Source organism: Pseudonocardia sp. McavD-2-B (genome assembly GCF_024124365.1).
GTDB classification, from domain to species: domain Bacteria; phylum Actinomycetota; class Actinomycetes; order Mycobacteriales; family Pseudonocardiaceae; genus Pseudonocardia; species Pseudonocardia alni.
This window is the reverse complement of the sequence record NZ_JAMXSG010000111.1, coordinates 1-17367: the sequence shown is the minus strand read 5'-3', so window position 1 is coordinate 17367 and position 17367 is coordinate 1. Positions and strand designations below refer to the sequence as shown.

Below are 17367 nucleotides of genomic sequence, written 5' to 3'. Positions count from 1 at the left end.
GGCGGTGCTGCTGCTCGTCGGCATCGTCGGCGTCGACCTGGCCGCCGCCACCCGCGCCCGGCACGTCGCCTCCACCGCCGCGGATCTGTCCGCGCTCGCGGCCGCCGGCCGGTCGGTGGACGGCACGGCCGCCGCCTGCGCACGTGCCGCCGACCTGGCCGCCCGCAACGGCGCCGAGCTCCTGACCTGCAGCCTCGACGGCTGGGACGCCCTGGTCGAGACCCGGGTCGCCTGGTCGGGGCTGCTCCCGCTGCGCGGTCCCGCGCGGGCGAGGGCGCGTGCAGGCCCGGCTCCCGTGGACACCGGCCCGCCCCCGGCGAGCGGGACCGTGGACGGTTCCGGCCCCACCGCGGAGCCGTCGTGAACTCCCCCGGACGTGATCACGATCTCGGTGAGCGGTCCACGCCCCCGGATGAACGGACGGCGAACCCCGGAGCACGCCGTCATCACGATTGCCTACGACGAACGTCCCAGCGCGACCGCGCTTCGTCGTGGGGGCCTGACCGATCACCGACGTCGCGCGGTCCACATCTGGTCACCGTCGCGACACTCGGGCCTACTGGGAGTCGCAGGGACGGGCAGGGTCCGGTCCGGCCCCGCCACGAAGACCACGCTCCCCAGACAGCGACGACGTCGGAGCGCCCCTGGCGCCCCCGTCCGATGTCGTCGCACGTGGTTGCCACCGGCCCGCCCCCGCCCCCGACGGGCGGGCCGGTGGTACCCCGTCCGGTTCCGCGATCACCGCGAACCGGCCGGGGCACCGCCTTCCAGCGCGGCGAGGACCAGGTCCAGCACCTGCACCGCCCCCGTCTTGTCCAGCGGGTTGTTGCCGTTGCCGCACTTCGGGGACTGCACGCAGGACGGGCAGCCCGTGCGGCACTCACAGTCCCGGACCGCGGCGCGGGTCGCCGCCAGCCACCGCCCCAGCACCTCGTGGCCGCGTTCGGCCAGGCCCGCGCCGCCGGGGTGCCCGTCGTGCACGAACACCGTTGGGAGTCCGGTGTCGGGGTGCAGCGCGGTGGACAGACCGCCGATGTCCCAGCGGTCGCAGATCGCGAACAGCGGGAGCAGACCGATCGCGGCGTGCTCGGCGGCGTGCAGTGCGCCCGGGATACGGGCCTCGTCGATGCCGGCGTCGGCGAGCGCGTCGGGGTCGATCGTGTACCAGACCGAGCGGGTGTCCAGGCTCTGCGGCGGCAGGTCCAGCGCCGTCTGGTCGAGCACCGTCCCGTCCGGGGTGCGTCGCCGGTAGGCGACGACCTGGCTGGTCACCGTGGTCGCGCCGAAGCAGACCTGCACCGGTCCGTACCGGCGGTGCTCCCTCACCTCGAGCACGGTGACGTCGGAGACCGACTGGGCCTCGGTGCGCCAGTCCGGGTCCTCGGCGTGGACGAGCGCGACGCCGTCGTCGAGGTCGAGTTCGTCGACGACGAAGCTGTCGCCGCGGTGCAGGTACACCGCACCGGAGTGGATCGTGCCCGGGGCCGAGCCGCCGTCGACGGTGCCGAGCATCCGCCCGGTGGCCGCTTCCACCACGGCGACCTGCCCGAGCCCGGAGCCCCGGATGTCGACGTGTGCGGCGGGGGCGTCGCCGGTGTCGGGCCAGAACCAGCCGTGCGGTCGTCGGCGCAGCACGCCCTCGCCGACCAGGGCGTCGAGGACCTCCACCGCGGGGGCTCCTCCGAAGATCTCCTCGACATCGACCGTGCTCAGTGGCATCTCCGCGGCCGCGCACGCCAGCTGCGGCGCGAGCACGTACGGGTTGACCGGGTTGAGCACGCAGCTCTCCACGGGCGCGCCGATCAGCGAGCGAGGGTGGTGCACGAGGTAGGTGTCGAGCGGGTCGTCGCGGGCGACGAGCACGACGAGCGCCTCGTCGGCGGCCCGTCCGGCACGCCCGGCCTGTTGCCAGAACGACGCGCGGGTGCCCGGGAACCCGGCCTGCACCACGGCGTCGAGACCGGAGATGTCGACGCCGAGCTCGAGCGCGTTGGTGGTCGCGACCCCGAGCAGCTCGCCCGACATCAGGTCGGCCTCCAGCGCGCGCCGTTCCTCGGGCAGATAGCCGCCGCGGTAGGCGGCCACCCGCGCGGCCAGCTCCGGAGCGATCTCGGCGACCTGGCGCTTCGCACCGAGCGCGGTGAGCTCGGCGGCCCGCCGGGACCGGACGAACGCCAGGGTGCGGGCGTCGGTCAGGACGAGGTCGGCGAGCATCCGGGCGACCTCGGCGCCGGCGGAGCGGCGGACCGGCGCCCCGTTCTCCCCGGTGATCTCGGCGAGCAGCGGCGGCTCCCAGAACGCGACGGTGCGCCCGGCGTGCGGGGACCCGTCCTCGGTGACGGCGACGACGCCGCGTCCGGTCAGCCGGGACGCGAACTCCTCCGGGCGGGCCACCGTCGCCGAGGCGAGCACGATCACGGGGCGCGCGCCGTAGCGGGCGGCGAGGCGCAGCAGCCGGCGCAGCAGCAGCGCCACGTGCGAGCCGAACACCCCGCGGTAGGTGTGGCACTCGTCGACCACGACGTAGCGCAGCCGGCGGAGGAAGGTCGCCCAGCGTCCGTGCCGGGGAAGGATCGACCGGTGCAGCATGTCCGGGTTGGAGAACACCCACCGGCAGTGCCTGCGGACCCAGTCGCGCTGGTCCATGGGGGTGTCGCCGTCGAACGCGGCGGGCCGGACCCCGTCCGGGGCGAGCCCGTCGAGGGACCGCAGCTGGTCGGCCGCGAGTGCCTTGGTCGGGGCGAGGTACAGCGCCGTGGCCCGCGGGTCCTCGGCCAGCCCGGCGAGCACCGGCAGCTGGTAGACCAGCGACTTCCCCGACGCCGTCCCCGTCGCGACGACGACGTCGGCGCCGGAGTGCACCAGCTCCGCACCGTGCGCCTGGTGCGACCACGGGCGGGTCACGCCGCGATCCGCCCAGGCCGTGCGCAGCGGCTCGGGCGTCCAGCCCGGCCAGTCGACCGGGTTCCCGGCCCGCGCCGGAATCCGCACGACGTGCCGCAACGGGTCGTCGACGGCGCCGACCCCGTCGTCGCCGGAGCCGCGGTATTCGCGGGAACGGTCGGAACCGCGGAGACCGTCAGGACCGTCGAAGCCGTCCTGCGCGGCGAACATCCCGGCACCCGGCCCCGGCCCCGGCCCGTCCGTGTCGGCGGCACCGGACGCCCACGTGGTGTCGGCACGGGCCGGGTCGACCCCCGAGCCCGCCAGCACGCGACGCAGCAGCTCCACCCCGCGCTGCGACCCGTCCGGGCCCTGCGTGCTCTCCGCCGTCGCTCCCACGACCGACCACGATGGCACAGATGTTCGAACGATCCGCGGTCGCTCCCGGTGGCCGACCCGAACCGGCGTCCCGCCGCCGGACGGATCGGGGAAGTCGTTGCACCGCAGCTGATCTGCAGGTTCCCGGATTGCGTCGCAACATCGTGTGGGATTGATCACTTTTGCCAGTTCGTTACGTTTTGTGATCCCAATCGCACTGAGGGATGCACCACACTCCTAGACTGCACCAGCCCGGTCACCGGTGGACACCGCCCGGGCCCAGTCGACGCCGACGAGGCCGTCGCCGCCCGGCCGGGTCGAGCCACAGTGACCCGTCCCGGCCGCCGGGGACCTCGCCGGCCGGATCCTTTCCACCGGGAGGACACGGATGTCCCAGCCCACCTACCTCGCCCAGGGCCTCGAGCTCGGCGGCGGGGACCTCGCCATCGTCGGCGTGGTCGCGGTGGTCGCCCTCGTCGCCCTGGTCGTCGGCGGTCTCCTGTTGCGGGAGGTGCTCTCCTACGGCGAGGGCACCCCGAACATGCAGGAGATCGGCCGCGCGGTCCAGGAAGGCGCCACGGCGTACCTCAACCGTCAGTTCCGCACGCTCGCGATCTTCGCCGCGATCGTGTTCGTCCTGCTCTTCGCGCTCCCCGCCGAGGACCTCGGCGAACGCATCGGCCGGTCGATCTTCTTCGTCGTCGGCGCGGTCTTCTCCGCGATCATCGGCTACCTGGGCATGTGGCTCGCGACGCGCGCGAACATCCGGGTCGCAGCCGCCTCACGCGAGGCGGGCGGCCGGGAGAAGGCGACCCGTATCGCGTTCCGCACCGGCGGCGTCGTCGGCATGTTCACCGTCGGCCTCGGCCTGTTCGGGGCCGCGATCGTCGTGCTCGTCTACGCCGGCCAGGCGCCCCGCGTCCTGGAGGGTTTCGGCTTCGGCGCGGCACTGCTCGCGATGTTCATGCGGGTCGGCGGCGGCATCTTCACCAAGGCCGCCGACGTCGGCGCCGACCTGGTCGGCAAGGTCGAGCAGGGCATCCCCGAGGACGACCCCCGCAACGCGGCCACCATCGCCGACAACGTGGGCGACAACGTCGGCGACTGCGCCGGCATGGCCGCCGACCTGTTCGAGTCCTACGCGGTGACCCTGGTCGCGGCGCTGATCCTCGGCACCGCGGCGTTCGGCCTGCAGGGCCTTCTGTTCCCGCTGATCGTCCCCGCGATCGGCGTGATCACCGCGATCCTCGGCGTCTACCTGACCAAGGCCCGCGCCGGGGAGAACACCCTGCGCGCGATCAACCGCAGCTTCTACCTCTCGGCGCTGTTCGCCGGGGTGCTGTCGATCGTCGCCGCCTACGTCTACCTCCCGGGCACCTTCGGCGAGCTGCTGAACCCGACCGACACCAGCGTCGTCGGCCTGGCCGGCGACCCGCGCCTGATCGCCTCGGTCGCGGTCGTCATCGGCATCGTGCTGGCCGCGGTCATCCTCAAGCTGACCGGCTACTACACCGGCACCGAGGACCGTCCGGTCAAGGACGTCGGCGAGTCCTCGCTGACCGGTGCGGCCACCGTGATCCTGTCCGGCATCTCGATCGGCTTCGAGTCCGCCGTCTACACCGCCCTCGTCATCTCCGCGGCCGTCTACGGCGCGTTCCTGCTGTCCGGCTCGATCGTCGTGTCGCTGTTCGCGGTCGCGCTGGCCGGTACCGGCCTGCTGACCACGGTCGGCGTCATCGTCGCGATGGACACCTTCGGCCCGGTCTCGGACAACGCCCAGGGCATCGCGGAGATGTCGGGCGACGTCGAGGGCGAGGGCGTCGACATCCTCACCGAGCTCGACGCGGTCGGGAACACCACCAAGGCGATCACCAAGGGCATCGCGATCGCCACCGCGGTGCTCGCGGCCACGGCGCTGTTCGGCTCCTACCGCGACGCGATCAGCCAGGCGCTCGCCGGGGTCAACATCGCCGCGCAGGACGCCGGGACCGCCTTCGCCTACGAGGTGTTCAGCCCGAACACCCTGGTCGGCGTGATCATCGGAGCCTCGGTGGTCTTCATGTTCTCCGGTCTCGCGGTCAACGCGGTGACCCGCGCCGCGGGCGCCGTCGTCTACGAGGTGCGCCGCCAGTTCCGGGAGCACCCCGGGATCATGGACCGCACCGAGCGCCCCGAGTACGGCCGTGTCGTCGACATCTGCACCCGGGACTCGCTGCGCGAGCTGGCCACCCCCGGCCTGCTCGCCATCTTCGCCCCGATCGCGGTCGGGTTCGGTCTCGGCGTCGGCCCGCTGGCCGGTTACCTGGCCGGTGCCATCGCGACCGGTGTCCTGATGGCGATCTTCCTGGCCAACTCGGGCGGCGCCTGGGACAACGCCAAGAAGCTCGTCGAGGACGGCAACCACGGCGGCAAGGGTTCCGACGCCCACGAGGCGACGATCATCGGCGACACCGTCGGCGACCCGTTCAAGGACACCGCGGGCCCCGCGATCAACCCGCTGATCAAGGTCATGAACCTGGTCTCGGTGCTGATCGCCCCGGCGGTCGTGGTGCTGTCCACCCCGGACGCCAACCCGCTGATCCGGATCGTCATCGCGATCGTCGCCGTGGTGATCATCGCGGCCGCGGTGGTGGTCTCGAAGCGTCGCACCTCGGCGATCACCGACACCCCGGCCGAGAGCTCGGTCAGCTAGGCGACACCTCGCAGGACCACGGCGGCCGCTCGTCCCATCGGGACGGGCGGTCGTCCTGCGTCGCGGGACGATTCGGATACTCTCCGCCGGACGGCAGCGATCACCCCGACGGAGGAGCGATGCGGACATCGCGAGGTCTCGCCGGACTCCTCGTCGCCCCGGCCGTCCTGCTGGCGGGCTGCGGCCCCTCCGGGCCGACCGTCGAGCAGTGGACCGAGTCGATGTGCGCGGCCGTGCTGCCCTTCGTCCGCACCGCCGTGGACACCCCCGGTGAGACCCCGGACCCCGCGCAGCGGTTGCGGGTCCTCTCGGACTACCTGACCCGCACCACCCAGGCCGCCGACGGCGCGCTGGGCGACCTGGACCGGCTCGGCCCGGCTCCCGTCGACGACGGCGATGCCCTTTCCGCACGGCTCCAGAGCGGGCTCGGCGAGATCCGCTCGGCGTTCTCCGGGGCGCGTTCGCGGGTCGACGCCATCGACCCGGCCGACCCCGCCGCGGTGCAGCGCGACCTGCCCGCCGCGCTGGAGCCGCTGGCCCGCCTCGGCGGCACCACCGGCCCCCTCGACGAGGTCACCGGCAACCCGGCGATCGCCTCGGCGTTCCGGGCCTCGACGACCTGCACAGATCTCACCCGGTCGGCGGAGCAGGCCCGCGCGACACCACCGCCCGGCGCACCCGCTGCTGCTCCGAACGGGCCAACCGGGGAGGGTGGAAGCAGCTGACCGGCGACGGCGTCCTACCGTCGACCACTGTCCGTGCCCCGGGCCCCGACGGGCCCCGACCCTGGAGCCCGACGATGGCCACCCCCCGCCCGGCGCGAACCGCCCGGGTCCTGCTCCCCACCCTGCTCGCCGCGCTCCTGGCCGGCGGCTGCGCGTCGAGCGTGGCCGGCACCCCCGCGGCGGACCCGGCCCCGCGGCCGACCGCGGGCGTCGGCGCCGACCCGGTCGCCTGGGGCGACAAGGTCTGCGGCGCGACCCTGGCCTACTACCAGCCGCTCAACACCCCGCCGAACTACGACGGCGCCGACCTCGCCGGCATCAAGACGCGCCTGTCGGAGTACCTCGGGAAGGTCGCGGCCGGCATCGACACCGGCAAGAAGCAGCTGACCGCGGCCGGCGAGTCCCCGGTGAGCGGCGGCGACGCGTGGGCGACCGCGGTGCGCGACATGCTCGACCGGTCCGGCACGACGATCGCCCAGGCCAAGAAGGACGTCGACGCGATCGACCCGAACGACGTCCAGGGCTTCAAGGGCAAGCTCGACGGCGCCCAGCAGAAGCTGCGGACGATCTCCGGCGCCCAGGGCCTGGACAAGATCGGCCCCACCCCGCGGCTGGACAAGGCGTTCGCGACCGCGCCGAAGTGCGTCGCCCTCAAGAAGATCAACGGTCCCGCCTGACCCGCCGCGTCACCCGTCCGGCGCTCCCTGCTGGGCAAGCTCGAACATGCGTTCTATGCTTCACGGGTGCCGCAGATGTCGCTGTTCTCCGCGGAGGCCCGGCCGGCCGGGCTGACCGACCTGGCCGGGCTGCTCTGCGGGCCCGGGCGCATCGAGCGGTTCGGCGCCGGTGACACGGCCCGGTTCGACGTCCCGCTGCCGATCGAGGGGCGCGAGACCGCGCTGGCCGCGCTGGCGGCGGCCCGCGGCGTCACCCTTGCCCCCGGCGCGTCCGGGATGCGCAGCGCGTTCCGGCGCGACCTGGTCCCGCTGGCCCACGCCTGGTGCACGCCGGACGGTCGCAAGCAGATCCCGCCGGACTTCCAGCTCGACGGCGCCACGCTCCGGCTGTGGGCGCTCTCCGCGGGCACGTCCGACCTGCGGGGCGGGTATCTGCTGCTGCTCGACCCGCAGGCCCCATGGACACACGGCCCGCTGATCGCCGCCGCCACCCGGGCCGGCCTGCCCCCGGCACGGCTCTCCCCGGGGGAACACGGCGCGCCCGGCCCGGCGTTACGCCTGCACGGAGCTCGCCGACTGGCCCGACTGGTGGAACTGGTGGGCCCCGCGCCGCGGATGACGAACCCGACCGAGTGGCCCCGGCACCACGGCCGACCGGCCGCCTGACCTGCCGAACCACGGCCGGGTCTACGCTGGCGACTCGCCCGCTCCCCGTGGCACGAGCCACGACACGGAGCGACGACGGTGTGAGATCGTGCGATCGTCGACCCCGAACACGACGCTCAGCGCAACCGTCCCGGCACGCTCCGGGACCGCACGGTGTAACAGTGCGAGGTCGGGAAACGGCTACGACGTCGCAGGGACCGCGACGCAGCCGAGGAGATGAGGTAGGACCACGTGGCAGCAGCGACAACGGGAACGACGGGTTCGGCACGCACGTCGGGGGGCAGCACGCGCAAGCCGGCCTCGACGGCGAACGCATCCGGCCGCCCGACGCGCCGCCTGGTGATCGTCGAGTCCCCCAGCAAGGCGAAGAAGATCCAGCCCTACCTGGGCAACGACTACATCGTCGAGTCCTCGGTCGGTCACATCCGTGACCTGCCGCGCGGCGCGGCGGACGTCCCCGCCAAGTACAAGGGCGAGTCCTGGGCGCGGCTCGGCGTCGACGTCGACAACCAGTTCAGCCCGCTCTACATCGTCACGCCGGAGAAGCGCAGCACCGTCTCGGAGCTGCGCGAGGCGCTCAAGACCGTCGACGAACTCCTGCTCGCGACGGACCCCGACCGTGAGGGCGAGGCCATCGCCTGGCACCTCCTGGAGACCCTCCAGCCGAAGGTCCCGGTCCGGCGGATGGTCTTCCACGAGATCACCGAGTCGGCGATCCGCGCGGCCGCCGAGAACACCCGCGAGCTCGACCAGCACCTCGTCGACGCACAGGAGACCCGCCGCATCCTGGACCGCCTCTACGGCTACGAGGTCTCCCCCGTGCTGTGGAAGAAGGTCATGCCGAAGCTGTCGGCGGGCCGCGTCCAGTCGGTCGCGACCCGGCTGATCGTGCAGCGCGAGCGGGACCGCATCGCGTTCCGCTCCGCGGAGTACTGGGACATCGCCGCGACCCTCGACGCCGGGGAGAAGGCCACGCCGCGCTCGTTCGGTGCGCGGCTGCTGCAGGTCGACGACAAGCGCGTCGCCACCGGCCGCGACTTCGACTCGCTCGGGCAGCTGAAGAAGGGCTCCGCGGAGGTCGTCACCCTGAACGAGGCCGAGGCGCGCCGCCTCGCCGAGGGGCTGCAGGACCGTCCGATGGAGGTCGCCTCCGTCGACTCCAAGCCCTACACGCGCAAGCCGTACCCGCCGTTCATGACCTCGACGCTGCAGCAGGAGGCGGGCCGCAAGCTGCGGTTCTCCTCCGAGCGCACGATGCGCAGCGCGCAGCGTCTGTACGAGAACGGCTACATCACCTACATGCGTACGGACTCGACGACGCTGTCGGCGACAGCCATCGAGGCGGCCCGCTCGCAGGCCCGTGAGCTGTACGGCGACGCCTACGTCGCGGACTCGCCCCGCCAGTACACGCGCAAGGTGAAGAACGCCCAGGAGGCCCACGAGGCCATCCGTCCCGCCGGCGAGACCTTCCGGACCCCGGGTGCCATCGCCCGCGAGGTCGACGGCGACGACTTCCGCCTCTACGAGATGATCTGGCAGCGGACCATCGCCTCGCAGATGAACGACGCCCGCGGGACCACCGTGAGCGTCCGGATCGCGGGCACCGCGGGGACCGGCGAGAAGGTCGTGTTCGCGTCCTCGGGCCGCACGATCACCTTCCCCGGCTTCCTCAAGGCCTACGTCGAGACCCTCGACGACGAGGCCTCGGGCCAGCAGGCCGACGACGCCGAGTCCCGGCTGCCCGAGCTGACCGAGGGCCAGCCGCTGACCGCCACCGAGCTGGTGCCCGACGGGCACTCCACCAGCCCGCCGTCGCGGTTCACCGAGCCCGCGCTGGTCAAGGCGATGGAGGAGATGGGGATCGGCCGGCCGTCGACGTACGCGTCGACGATCAAGACGATCCTCGACCGAGGCTACGTCTGGAAGAAGGGCTCCGCGCTCGTCCCGTCGTGGGTGGCGTTCGCCGTCGTCGGGCTGATGGAGGAGCACTTCGGCCAGCTCGTCGACTACGACTTCACGGCCGCGATGGAGGACGATCTCGACTCCATCGCCTCCGGTGACGACTCCCGTGTGCACTGGCTGTCCGGGTTCTACTTCGGCACCGACGGCGCGAGCAGCGGCTCGGAGATCGCCCGGGCCGGTGGGCTGAAGAAGCTCGTCGGATCGAACCTGGAGGAGATCGACGCCCGCACGGTGAACTCGATCCCGATGTTCGCCGACGCGGCGGGCAACGACGTCGTCGTCCGGGTGGGGCGTTACGGCCCATACCTGGAGCGGATCGTCGACGGCGAGTCCCAGCGCGCGAACCTGCCCGACGACCTGGCCCCGGACGAGCTGTCCGAGGAGATCGCCGAGAAGCTGTTCTCGGTGCCTCAGGAAGGCCGCAAGCTGGGCACCGATCCGGTCACCGGACACGAGATCGTGGCGAAGGAGGGCCGCTTCGGTCCCTACGTCACCGAGCTCCTGCCCGAGCCGGAGGTGTCCGAGGGCGCCAAGAAGAAGCCGGCCAAGCCGAAGCCGCGCACCGGCTCGCTGTTCAAGTCGATGACGGTCGACACCATCACCCTCGAGGATGCGCTGCGGCTGCTGTCGCTGCCGCGGATCGTCGGCACGGACCCGGACTCCGGTGACGAGATCACCGCGCAGAACGGCCGCTACGGCCCGTACCTGAAGAAGGGCACGGACTCGAGGTCGCTCTCCGGCGAGGAGCAGCTCTTCACGGTCACCCTGGAGGAGGCCCTGGAGATCTACAAGCAGCCCAAGCAGCGGGGCCGCGCCGCCGCGGCGCCGCCGCTGCGCGAGTTGGGCGAGGACGCCTCGACCGGTAAGAAGATGGTGATCAAGGACGGCCGGTTCGGCCCCTACGTCACCGACGGCGAGACCAACGCCAGCCTGCGCAAGGGCGACTCGGTCGAGGAGATCACCGACGACCGGGCCTCCGAGCTGCTCGCCGAGCGGCGGGCGAAGGCCCCGGCGAAGAAGAAGACGACGACCCGCAAGCCGGCGGCGTCGAAGAGCACGGCGGCCAAGAGCACCGCGGCCAAGACCGGGACCCGCACCGCCGCGGCGAAGAAGACGACGACCCGCAGCACCGCGGCGAAGAAGACGACGACCCGCAGCACCGCGGCCAAGACCACGCCGACGAAGTCGACCGGAACCCGGACGCGCACGACCCCGACGACCTGAGACCGGTGACGACGACGGGCCCCGCTCCGGATGATCCGGTGCGGGGCCCGTCGCGTCGACGGGGCCGGTCAGCCCGCGGCGAGGGCCTTCTTCACGGCGGCGGCGACGCGGCCGCCCTCGGCGCGGCCCGCCGCGGCGGCGTTCGCCTTCTTCATGACCTGGCCCATCTGCTTCATGCCGGGCTTCTCCCCGGTCTCGGACTCCACCTCGGCGACGGCGGCGGTCGCCAGGGCGGCCACCTCGTCGTCGTCGAGCTGGGTCGGCAGGTACCGGGCGAGGACCTCGCCCTCGGCGCGCTCACGCTCGGCGGACTCGGGGCGGCCGCCGTCGGCGAAGGCCTGGGCGGACTCGGCGCGCCGCTTGGTCTCCTTGGTGATGACCGCGCGGACCTCGTCGTCGGAGAGCTCCCGGGCGGTGTCACCGGCCACCTCGGCGTTGCCGATGGAGGTCAGGACGGATCGCAGGGTCGTCCGCACCAGCTCGTCCCTGGCCTTCATCGCGGTGGTCAGGTCGGCCCGCAGCTGCTCCTTGAGGGTGCTCACGGGTCGCCACGATAGTCCCGCGACGTAGGCTGGATCGCGTGAGTATCGCCGGGACCCTCGCCCGTACCGCCGCCGGCGCCGCCCTGCTCGGAGCGTCGGGCATCGGGTACGCGGCGGGGATCGAGCGGCGGCACTGGACGCTGCGCCGGGTCGAGCTGCCCGTCCTCGACGAGGGTGCGCGGCCGCTGCGGATCCTGCACCTGTCGGACTTCCACCTCACGCCGGGCCAGCGCAGCAAGATCCGGTGGATCGCGGCGCTGGACGAGCTCGACCCGCACCTGGTGATCGACACCGGGGACAACCTGGCGCACCCCGACGCGGTCCCGGGCGTGCTGACCGCGCTGGGGAGGCTGCTGGAGCGGCCGGGCGCGTTCGTGTTCGGCAGCAACGACTACTACGGCCCCACCCCGAAGAACCCGGCCCGCTACCTGCGCCGCGGGGACACGAAGCGGGTGCACGGGGCGGACCTGCCCTGGACCGACCTGCGCGCCGCGTTCCGCGAGCACGGCTGGGTCGACGCCACCCACGCCCGGCACGTGCTCGAGGTCGACGGCCGGACGGTCCGGATCGCGGGCGTCGACGACCCGCACCTGAACCTGGACCGCTACCCGCGCATCGCCGGCCACGACGCCGACGCCGACCTGCGCATCGGGCTGACCCACTCCCCCGAGCCGCGGGTCCTCGACGGCTTCGCCGCCGACGGATACGACCTCGTCCTCGCCGGGCACACCCACGGCGGCCAGCTGCGGGTGCCCGGCTACGGCGCACTCGTCACCAACTGCGGGATCGACCGGTCCCGGGCCCGCGGGGCGAGCCGCTGGGGCAGCCGGATGCGGCTGCACGTGTCGGCCGGGCTGGGCACCTCGCCGTACGCACCGGTGCGCTTCGCGTGCCCGCCGGAGGCCTCGCTGCTGACCCTCGTCCCCCGCACGACCGGCCCCGATGCGCGGACGGGAACCCCCGCGCAGGCCTCGGAGGGCATCGGGTAGAGTTCTCCACGGCTCACGGGGAGACCCGGGTGCCCATCGGGGTGTGGCGCAGCTTGGTAGCGCGCTTCGTTCGGGACGAAGAGGTCGCAGGTTCAAATCCTGTCACCCCGACAACACGAAGGCCCAGGTCCGGCGGACCTGGGCCTTCGTCGTGTTCCACAGCCTCTCACCGGAGGGCCGGGCCGAGCAGCAGGCCGCCGTCGCTCACGTACTCCGAGCCCGTCACGAAGGACGCCGCCGGGGAGGCGAGGAACAGCACCAGCGCCGAGATGTCGGCCGGCTCTCCCAGCCGCGGCACCGCGAAGGGGTCGGGCGAGTAGAAGTCGGCGATGGGGGCGGCGGCTCCGGCGGCGGGCTCGGTGATGAACGGCGTCGCGATGACTCCCGGGTGGACGACGTTGACCCGGATCCCGTCGCGGCCCAGCTCGAGCGCCGCGGTCCTGGTCAGGCCGCGCAGCGCCCACTTGGCGGCGACGTACGGCGCGTAGTGGGCGGTCCCCCCGGTCCCCATGACGGAACCGATGTTGGTGATGGACCCGCCGCCCGCACGGCGCAGGGCCGGCGTCACCGCCTTGATGCCGAAGAACGCACCGGTCAGATCGATGTCGAGCACACGCCGCCACGTGGACGCCTCGGTCGTCTCGATCGGTGCGGGCGGGTTCTGGACGCCGGCGTTGTTGACCAGGACGGTCAGCCGGCCGAACCGGTGCTCGGCCTCGGCGACGGCCGCGCTCCACGACGGCGCGGTACGCGGTCCGGGCCACCGACCCCGGGTCGTGACGACGACCGCGCGGTTCGTGGCGCGGACGGCGGGCGGCGTCGGGTGCACGATGGACCCGTGATCGGTGACCGCTGGGGCGTGAGCGACGCCGAGACCACCCGCCCCTACCCGTGCGACGAGCTCGTCCCGGCCCCCACGCTGCAGGCGTGGCGGGGCGTCTCCGTCGCCGCGCCGGCCGCCGTCGTCTGGCCGTGGGTCGCCCAGATCCGGCTCGCCCCGTACTCCTACGACTGGGTCGACAACCTCGGACGTCGATCCCCGCAGGAGCTCATAGGGCTCCCGGAACCGCAGGTCGGGGACACCTTCACCGCGACCGGCGGACGGCGGCTCGGCCGGGTCCTCTCGGTCGACCCCGGCGTGCAGCTCACCGGCAGCGTCCTGGGCGCCGTCATGTCCTACGTCCTCGCGCCGCAGGGGGCGGACACGACCCGCCTGCTGCTCAAGGTCGTCATGGGCAGCACCCGCGCGATCGCACCGCTGGTGTCGGTCGGCGACCTCGTGATGGCCCGGCGGCAGCTGCTGAACCTGGGACGGCTCGCCGAGCGCCACAGCCGGCCACAGGGTCGTTGACGACACACCGGGCACGGTGGGGTGCGGCGACGGGGGGTGATGCGCGATCCTGACGGGATGAGTGAGAACCCGGTAGCGCTCGATCTCGACGACGCGGGACTGGCCGGTGGCCTCCCCCGCCCGGCGCACCAGCTCGACGGGATCCAGGACGTACCGTTCCGCCCGGTCCAGTTCCGCGACAACGACCTCCCGACCGCACTGGAGCGGGCCGCGCAGTGGCTGCGGGAGACCCAGTCCTGGCTGGGTGAGCCGGTCGACGTGATCGCCATCCACCTCGACTACAACGAGGCGTCCGAGGCGGCGTACTACGAGCTCAAGCTGCTGTGCAACGAGGAGGACCTCGCCGGGGCACCCATCGCGGTGCGCCAGCGGGCCGCCGCCGACGCCTGACCACGCCACGACAGGTCGCCGCCCCGGCACCGACCGTGCCGGGGCGGCGCCCATCCAGTGATCAGAGTCACGCCGAGCGTGACGATCAGCAGGTCGTGACCCTGCAGAACGTCCGCAGGAGCACTGCGGGGCGGACGGCTGTTTGGCCGACACCGGACCCTGCGGTAGCGTTCTCCTCGGTCACCGTAGTTCTGAGTTTCGTGTCTCAAGCGCGCTCGCAGAATGATGATGCGGGCGGATCCGCTGTCTTTGGTGTAGCTGAAGCTGGCTGCCGTCTGGGAATTCCTCTGACCCGGGCAGCCGCACGACGTGGTTGTTCCGTCCGAATGCTGCATGACAAGGAGTCACCATGACCAACGGCACCGTGAAGTGGTTCAACGCCGAAAAGGGCTTCGGCTTCATCGCCCCCGAGGACGGCGGCGCCGACGTGTTCGTCCACTACTCGGCCATCGAGGGCTCGGGCTTCAAGGAGCTCCAGGAGAACCAGGCCGTGTCCTACGAGGTCACCCAGGGCGCCAAGGGCCCGCAGGCCTCCTCGGTGTCCCCCCGCTGACACCCCCGCCCGGCCGTGCGGCCGGGCACTGTTCCTCCGTCCGATGGCGGCATCCCCACGCGGGATGCCGCCATCGGCGTCTCCGGGCCGCTAGCGTGGCGGAGTGCCGCTGTCCGACCGCCAGACCGCACTGCTCGCGGACCGGCTACCCGGGCACGAGGTCGTCGCCGACCACGGCTGGGGTCTGGTCGGGACCACCGTGCTGCAGATCCGCCACGACGGTGCCGACCTCATCGTGAAGGCCGGCGACGACGCCGACACCCACATCGCTCGCGAGCTGCGCGCCCACCGCGAGTGGCTGGCCCCGCTCGTCGCCCGCGGCCGCGCGCCGGAGCTGCGCTACGCCGACGCCGACGCGAAGCTGCTGGTCACCCGCTACCTGCCCGGGGCCCTGGTGCAGGACACGCCCGCCGAGCACGAGCCGTCGACCTACCGCGGCGCCGGGGAGCTGCTGGCGCTGCTGCACGACCGGCCCGCCGTCGTCGACGAGGGGTACGGCGCCCGGCTGCGCGACACCGTGCTGGCCAGGCTCGGGCGTCCGCACCGCATCGCCCCCGGGCTGCTCGCGCGGCTCCGGGCGGAGGTGGCCGGCTGGCCGACACCGGCGGCCCGGCTCGTCCCCACCCACGGCGACTGGCACCCCCGCAACTGGCTGGTGTACGACGGGGTCGTCGCCGTGATCGACCTGGGCCGTGCGGCGCTGCGCCCGGCGCCCACCGACCTGGTGCGTCTCGCCGCCCGCCAGTTCCGGTGGGACCCGGCGCTGGAGACCGCCCACCACGACGGCTACGGCGGCGACCCGCGCGAGCCCGGCCCGTGGCGCCGGGAGTGGATAGCCGAGGCCGTCGGCACCGCGACCTGGGCCCTGAAGGTCGGCGACGAGCCGTTCGAGGCCCACGGACACCGGATGCTCGCCGAGGCGTTCCCCGACTAGCCTGCGCCGGTGCCCCTCGTCGTCGGTCCGGCCACCTCGTTCGACGACCTCGCGACCCTGCTGGGCCCGAAGCGCGACCCCGACGCGTCGGTCTGCTGGTGTCTCTCGCACCGCCTGCCCGCGGCGACGCACCGCGCCCTGACCGGCCGGGCCCGGGGCGAGTACGTGCGGGAGCTGACGACCCGCGCGGTCGCACCCGGTGTCGTCGCCCACGACGACGGCGAGCCGGTCGGCTGGGCCGCCGTCGCGCCACGCTCCGAGCTGCCGTTCGCCCGCTCCCGCACCATCCCGCACGTCGACGACCTCCCGGTCTGGTCGGTGTGGTGCTTCCGGGTCCGCGCCGGGCACCGGGGCCGCGGCATCGCGCGGGCCCTGCTCGCCGGAGCCGTCGCGTACGCCCGGGACCAGGGGGCGCCGGCCGTCGAGGGCTACCCGGTGGACAACCGGGGCGCCCGGGTCGACCTGACGATGGCCTACGTCGGCACCCGCGCGTTGTTCGAGGCGGGCGGGTTCACGTTCGCCGCGGCGACCACCGGGGTGTCCGGCGGGTTCCCGCGGGTGGTCATGCGCCGCGCGCTGACCGGCTGACCCGGCACCGCCCCGGATCGCGCAGATCCGTGACGGCGGACCGCTCCCGTTCCCGGCAGGCTCGCCCACGTCCTGACGAGCCTCCGGTCGCCGCCGGAGGAGCACCGAGACGGAGGAGCGATGATCGTGGTCATCGTCGTGGTCGGCATCTTCTTCCTGCTCATGGGCGGGTACGCGCTGGCCGCGCCGGCCGCGCTGGTCCGGCCGTTCGGGCTGGTGGCCGACGGCCCGGAGAGCAGGTCGGAGGTGCGCGCCGTCTACGGCGGGTTCGGCCTGGCGATCGCGGCCGTGCTCGGACTGGCCCTGGCCGTCCCCGGGCTCCGCATCGGCGTGGTGCTGACCGTCGCCTTCGCGCTCGGCGGGATGGCCGTCGGGCGCGTGCTGTCCCGGATGGTCGACCGGCCCACCGCGTTCTACCCGATCTGGTTCTACGGCCTGGTCGAGGCGGTCGCGGCCGGTGCGCTGGTCGTCGTCGCCGCGACCTGACCGGGCACGACCCGGATGTCGAGCCCCGACCGGAAGAGCCGTCCGGGCGGCAGGCCGAACATCCGGCGGAACGCCAGCCCGAGGTGCGACGGCGTCGCGAAACCGGCGTCGGCCGCGGCCCGGGTGAGGTCCCCGCCGTCGCGCACGACGCCCGCGACGATCTGCATCCGCGCCCACCTGCGGTAGGCCCGCAGGCCTGCCCCCGTCTGCCGGGTGAACAGGCGCGCGAAGTGGCCCGGCGACAGCCCGGCCGCCGCCGCGAGGTCACCGGTCGGCAGGTCCGGGCCGCCGGGCCGGTGCAGGGCCGCGATCGCCCGCGCGATGCGG

Annotated in this window: 17 protein-coding genes and 1 tRNA gene; 14 read left to right on the top strand and 4 right to left on the bottom strand. The window is 73.4% G+C overall.

All coding sequences use genetic code 11. The features are described 5' to 3' along the window. Positions 1 to 364, top strand: a 364-nt coding sequence (locus NH602_RS15965) for an Rv3654c family TadE-like protein (RefSeq protein ID WP_253068221.1), incomplete at its 5' end; no start/stop codon positions are given. A 374-nt stretch (positions 365 to 738) separates the two neighbouring features. Here the strand turns inward: NH602_RS15965 and NH602_RS15960 are convergent. After that, positions 739 to 3114: a DEAD/DEAH box helicase gene (locus NH602_RS15960; protein WP_256494900.1), complete on the bottom strand. Its 2376-nt coding sequence runs from the start codon at positions 3112 to 3114 to the stop codon at positions 739 to 741. 535 nt (positions 3115 to 3649) lie between these two features. On the opposite strand from NH602_RS15960, the gene NH602_RS15955 reads away from it, so the two are divergent. The 5 genes from NH602_RS15955 to topA all read left to right on the top strand — a co-directional run bounded on the left by NH602_RS15955 (position 3650) and on the right by topA (position 11207). Continuing rightward, positions 3650 to 5953, top strand: coding sequence for a sodium-translocating pyrophosphatase (locus tag NH602_RS15955; protein WP_179761283.1), 2304 nt, complete (start codon positions 3650 to 3652; stop codon positions 5951 to 5953). 119 nt (positions 5954 to 6072) lie between these two features. Further along, the gene (locus NH602_RS15950; RefSeq protein ID WP_253068219.1) at positions 6073 to 6678 is read left to right on the top strand and encodes a hypothetical protein; all 606 of its coding nucleotides are present in this window, start codon (positions 6073 to 6075) and stop codon (positions 6676 to 6678) included. Positions 6679 to 6752: 74 nt separating this feature from the next. Then, on the top strand, positions 6753 to 7355 hold the full coding sequence (locus NH602_RS15945) for a hypothetical protein (protein ID WP_062399624.1): 603 nt from the start codon (positions 6753 to 6755) through the stop codon (positions 7353 to 7355). Positions 7356 to 7430: 75 nt separating this feature from the next. Beyond that, on the top strand, positions 7431 to 8021 hold the full coding sequence (locus NH602_RS15940) for a hypothetical protein (protein WP_253068222.1): 591 nt from the start codon (positions 7431 to 7433) through the stop codon (positions 8019 to 8021). Positions 8022 to 8360: 339 nt separating this feature from the next. Beyond that, positions 8361 to 11207 (top strand): type I DNA topoisomerase, encoded by a 2847-nt coding sequence (topA, locus tag NH602_RS15935; protein WP_253068218.1) that lies wholly within the window; start codon positions 8361 to 8363, stop codon positions 11205 to 11207. 68 nt (positions 11208 to 11275) lie between these two features. Here topA and NH602_RS15930 read toward each other — a convergent pair whose 3' ends face one another. Continuing rightward, positions 11276 to 11749, bottom strand: a complete 474-nt coding sequence (locus tag NH602_RS15930; protein ID WP_253068217.1) for a GatB/YqeY domain-containing protein — start codon at positions 11747 to 11749, stop codon at positions 11276 to 11278. Between the two features lie 38 nt (positions 11750 to 11787). Here NH602_RS15930 and NH602_RS15925 point away from each other — a divergent pair, with 38 nt between their 5' ends. Then, positions 11788 to 12738: a metallophosphoesterase gene (locus NH602_RS15925; RefSeq protein ID WP_179761288.1), complete on the top strand. Its 951-nt coding sequence runs from the start codon at positions 11788 to 11790 to the stop codon at positions 12736 to 12738. 37 nt (positions 12739 to 12775) lie between these two features. Next, positions 12776 to 12849 (top strand) — tRNA-Pro (locus NH602_RS15920). Between the two features lie 55 nt (positions 12850 to 12904). On the opposite strand, the gene NH602_RS15915 is transcribed toward NH602_RS15920, so the two are convergent. Continuing rightward, positions 12905 to 13567, bottom strand: a complete 663-nt coding sequence (locus tag NH602_RS15915; RefSeq protein ID WP_253068216.1) for an SDR family NAD(P)-dependent oxidoreductase — start codon at positions 13565 to 13567, stop codon at positions 12905 to 12907. 9 nt (positions 13568 to 13576) lie between these two features. Here NH602_RS15915 and NH602_RS15910 point away from each other — a divergent pair, with 9 nt between their 5' ends. The 6 genes from NH602_RS15910 (at position 13577) to NH602_RS15885 (ending at position 17040) form a co-directional block, all read left to right on the top strand. Further along, positions 13577 to 14089, top strand: coding sequence for a polyketide cyclase (locus NH602_RS15910; protein ID WP_253068215.1), 513 nt, complete (start codon positions 13577 to 13579; stop codon positions 14087 to 14089). A gap of 57 nt (positions 14090 to 14146) precedes the next feature. Next, on the top strand, positions 14147 to 14479 hold the full coding sequence (locus NH602_RS15905; RefSeq protein WP_062399612.1) for a hypothetical protein: 333 nt from the start codon (positions 14147 to 14149) through the stop codon (positions 14477 to 14479). Positions 14480 to 14828: 349 nt separating this feature from the next. Next, entirely contained in the window at positions 14829 to 15032 is a 204-nt protein-coding gene (locus tag NH602_RS15900; RefSeq protein ID WP_020627798.1) for a cold-shock protein, read from the top strand. Positions 15033 to 15135: 103 nt separating this feature from the next. Next, positions 15136 to 15966: a phosphotransferase gene (locus tag NH602_RS15895; protein ID WP_253068214.1), complete on the top strand. Its 831-nt coding sequence runs from the start codon at positions 15136 to 15138 to the stop codon at positions 15964 to 15966. A gap of 9 nt (positions 15967 to 15975) precedes the next feature. Next, the gene (locus NH602_RS15890) at positions 15976 to 16554 is read left to right on the top strand and encodes a GNAT family N-acetyltransferase (RefSeq protein WP_178374809.1); all 579 of its coding nucleotides are present in this window, start codon (positions 15976 to 15978) and stop codon (positions 16552 to 16554) included. Positions 16555 to 16674: 120 nt separating this feature from the next. After that, positions 16675 to 17040, top strand: coding sequence for a DUF4345 family protein (locus NH602_RS15885; protein WP_139282818.1), 366 nt, complete (start codon positions 16675 to 16677; stop codon positions 17038 to 17040). On the opposite strand, the gene NH602_RS15880 is transcribed toward NH602_RS15885, so the two are convergent. Further along, positions 16983 to 17367: helix-turn-helix domain-containing protein (locus tag NH602_RS15880; protein WP_253068213.1), on the bottom strand; the 385-nt coding region annotated here is incomplete at its 5' end. The two genes, NH602_RS15885 and NH602_RS15880, sit on opposite strands and share 58 nt — an antisense overlap.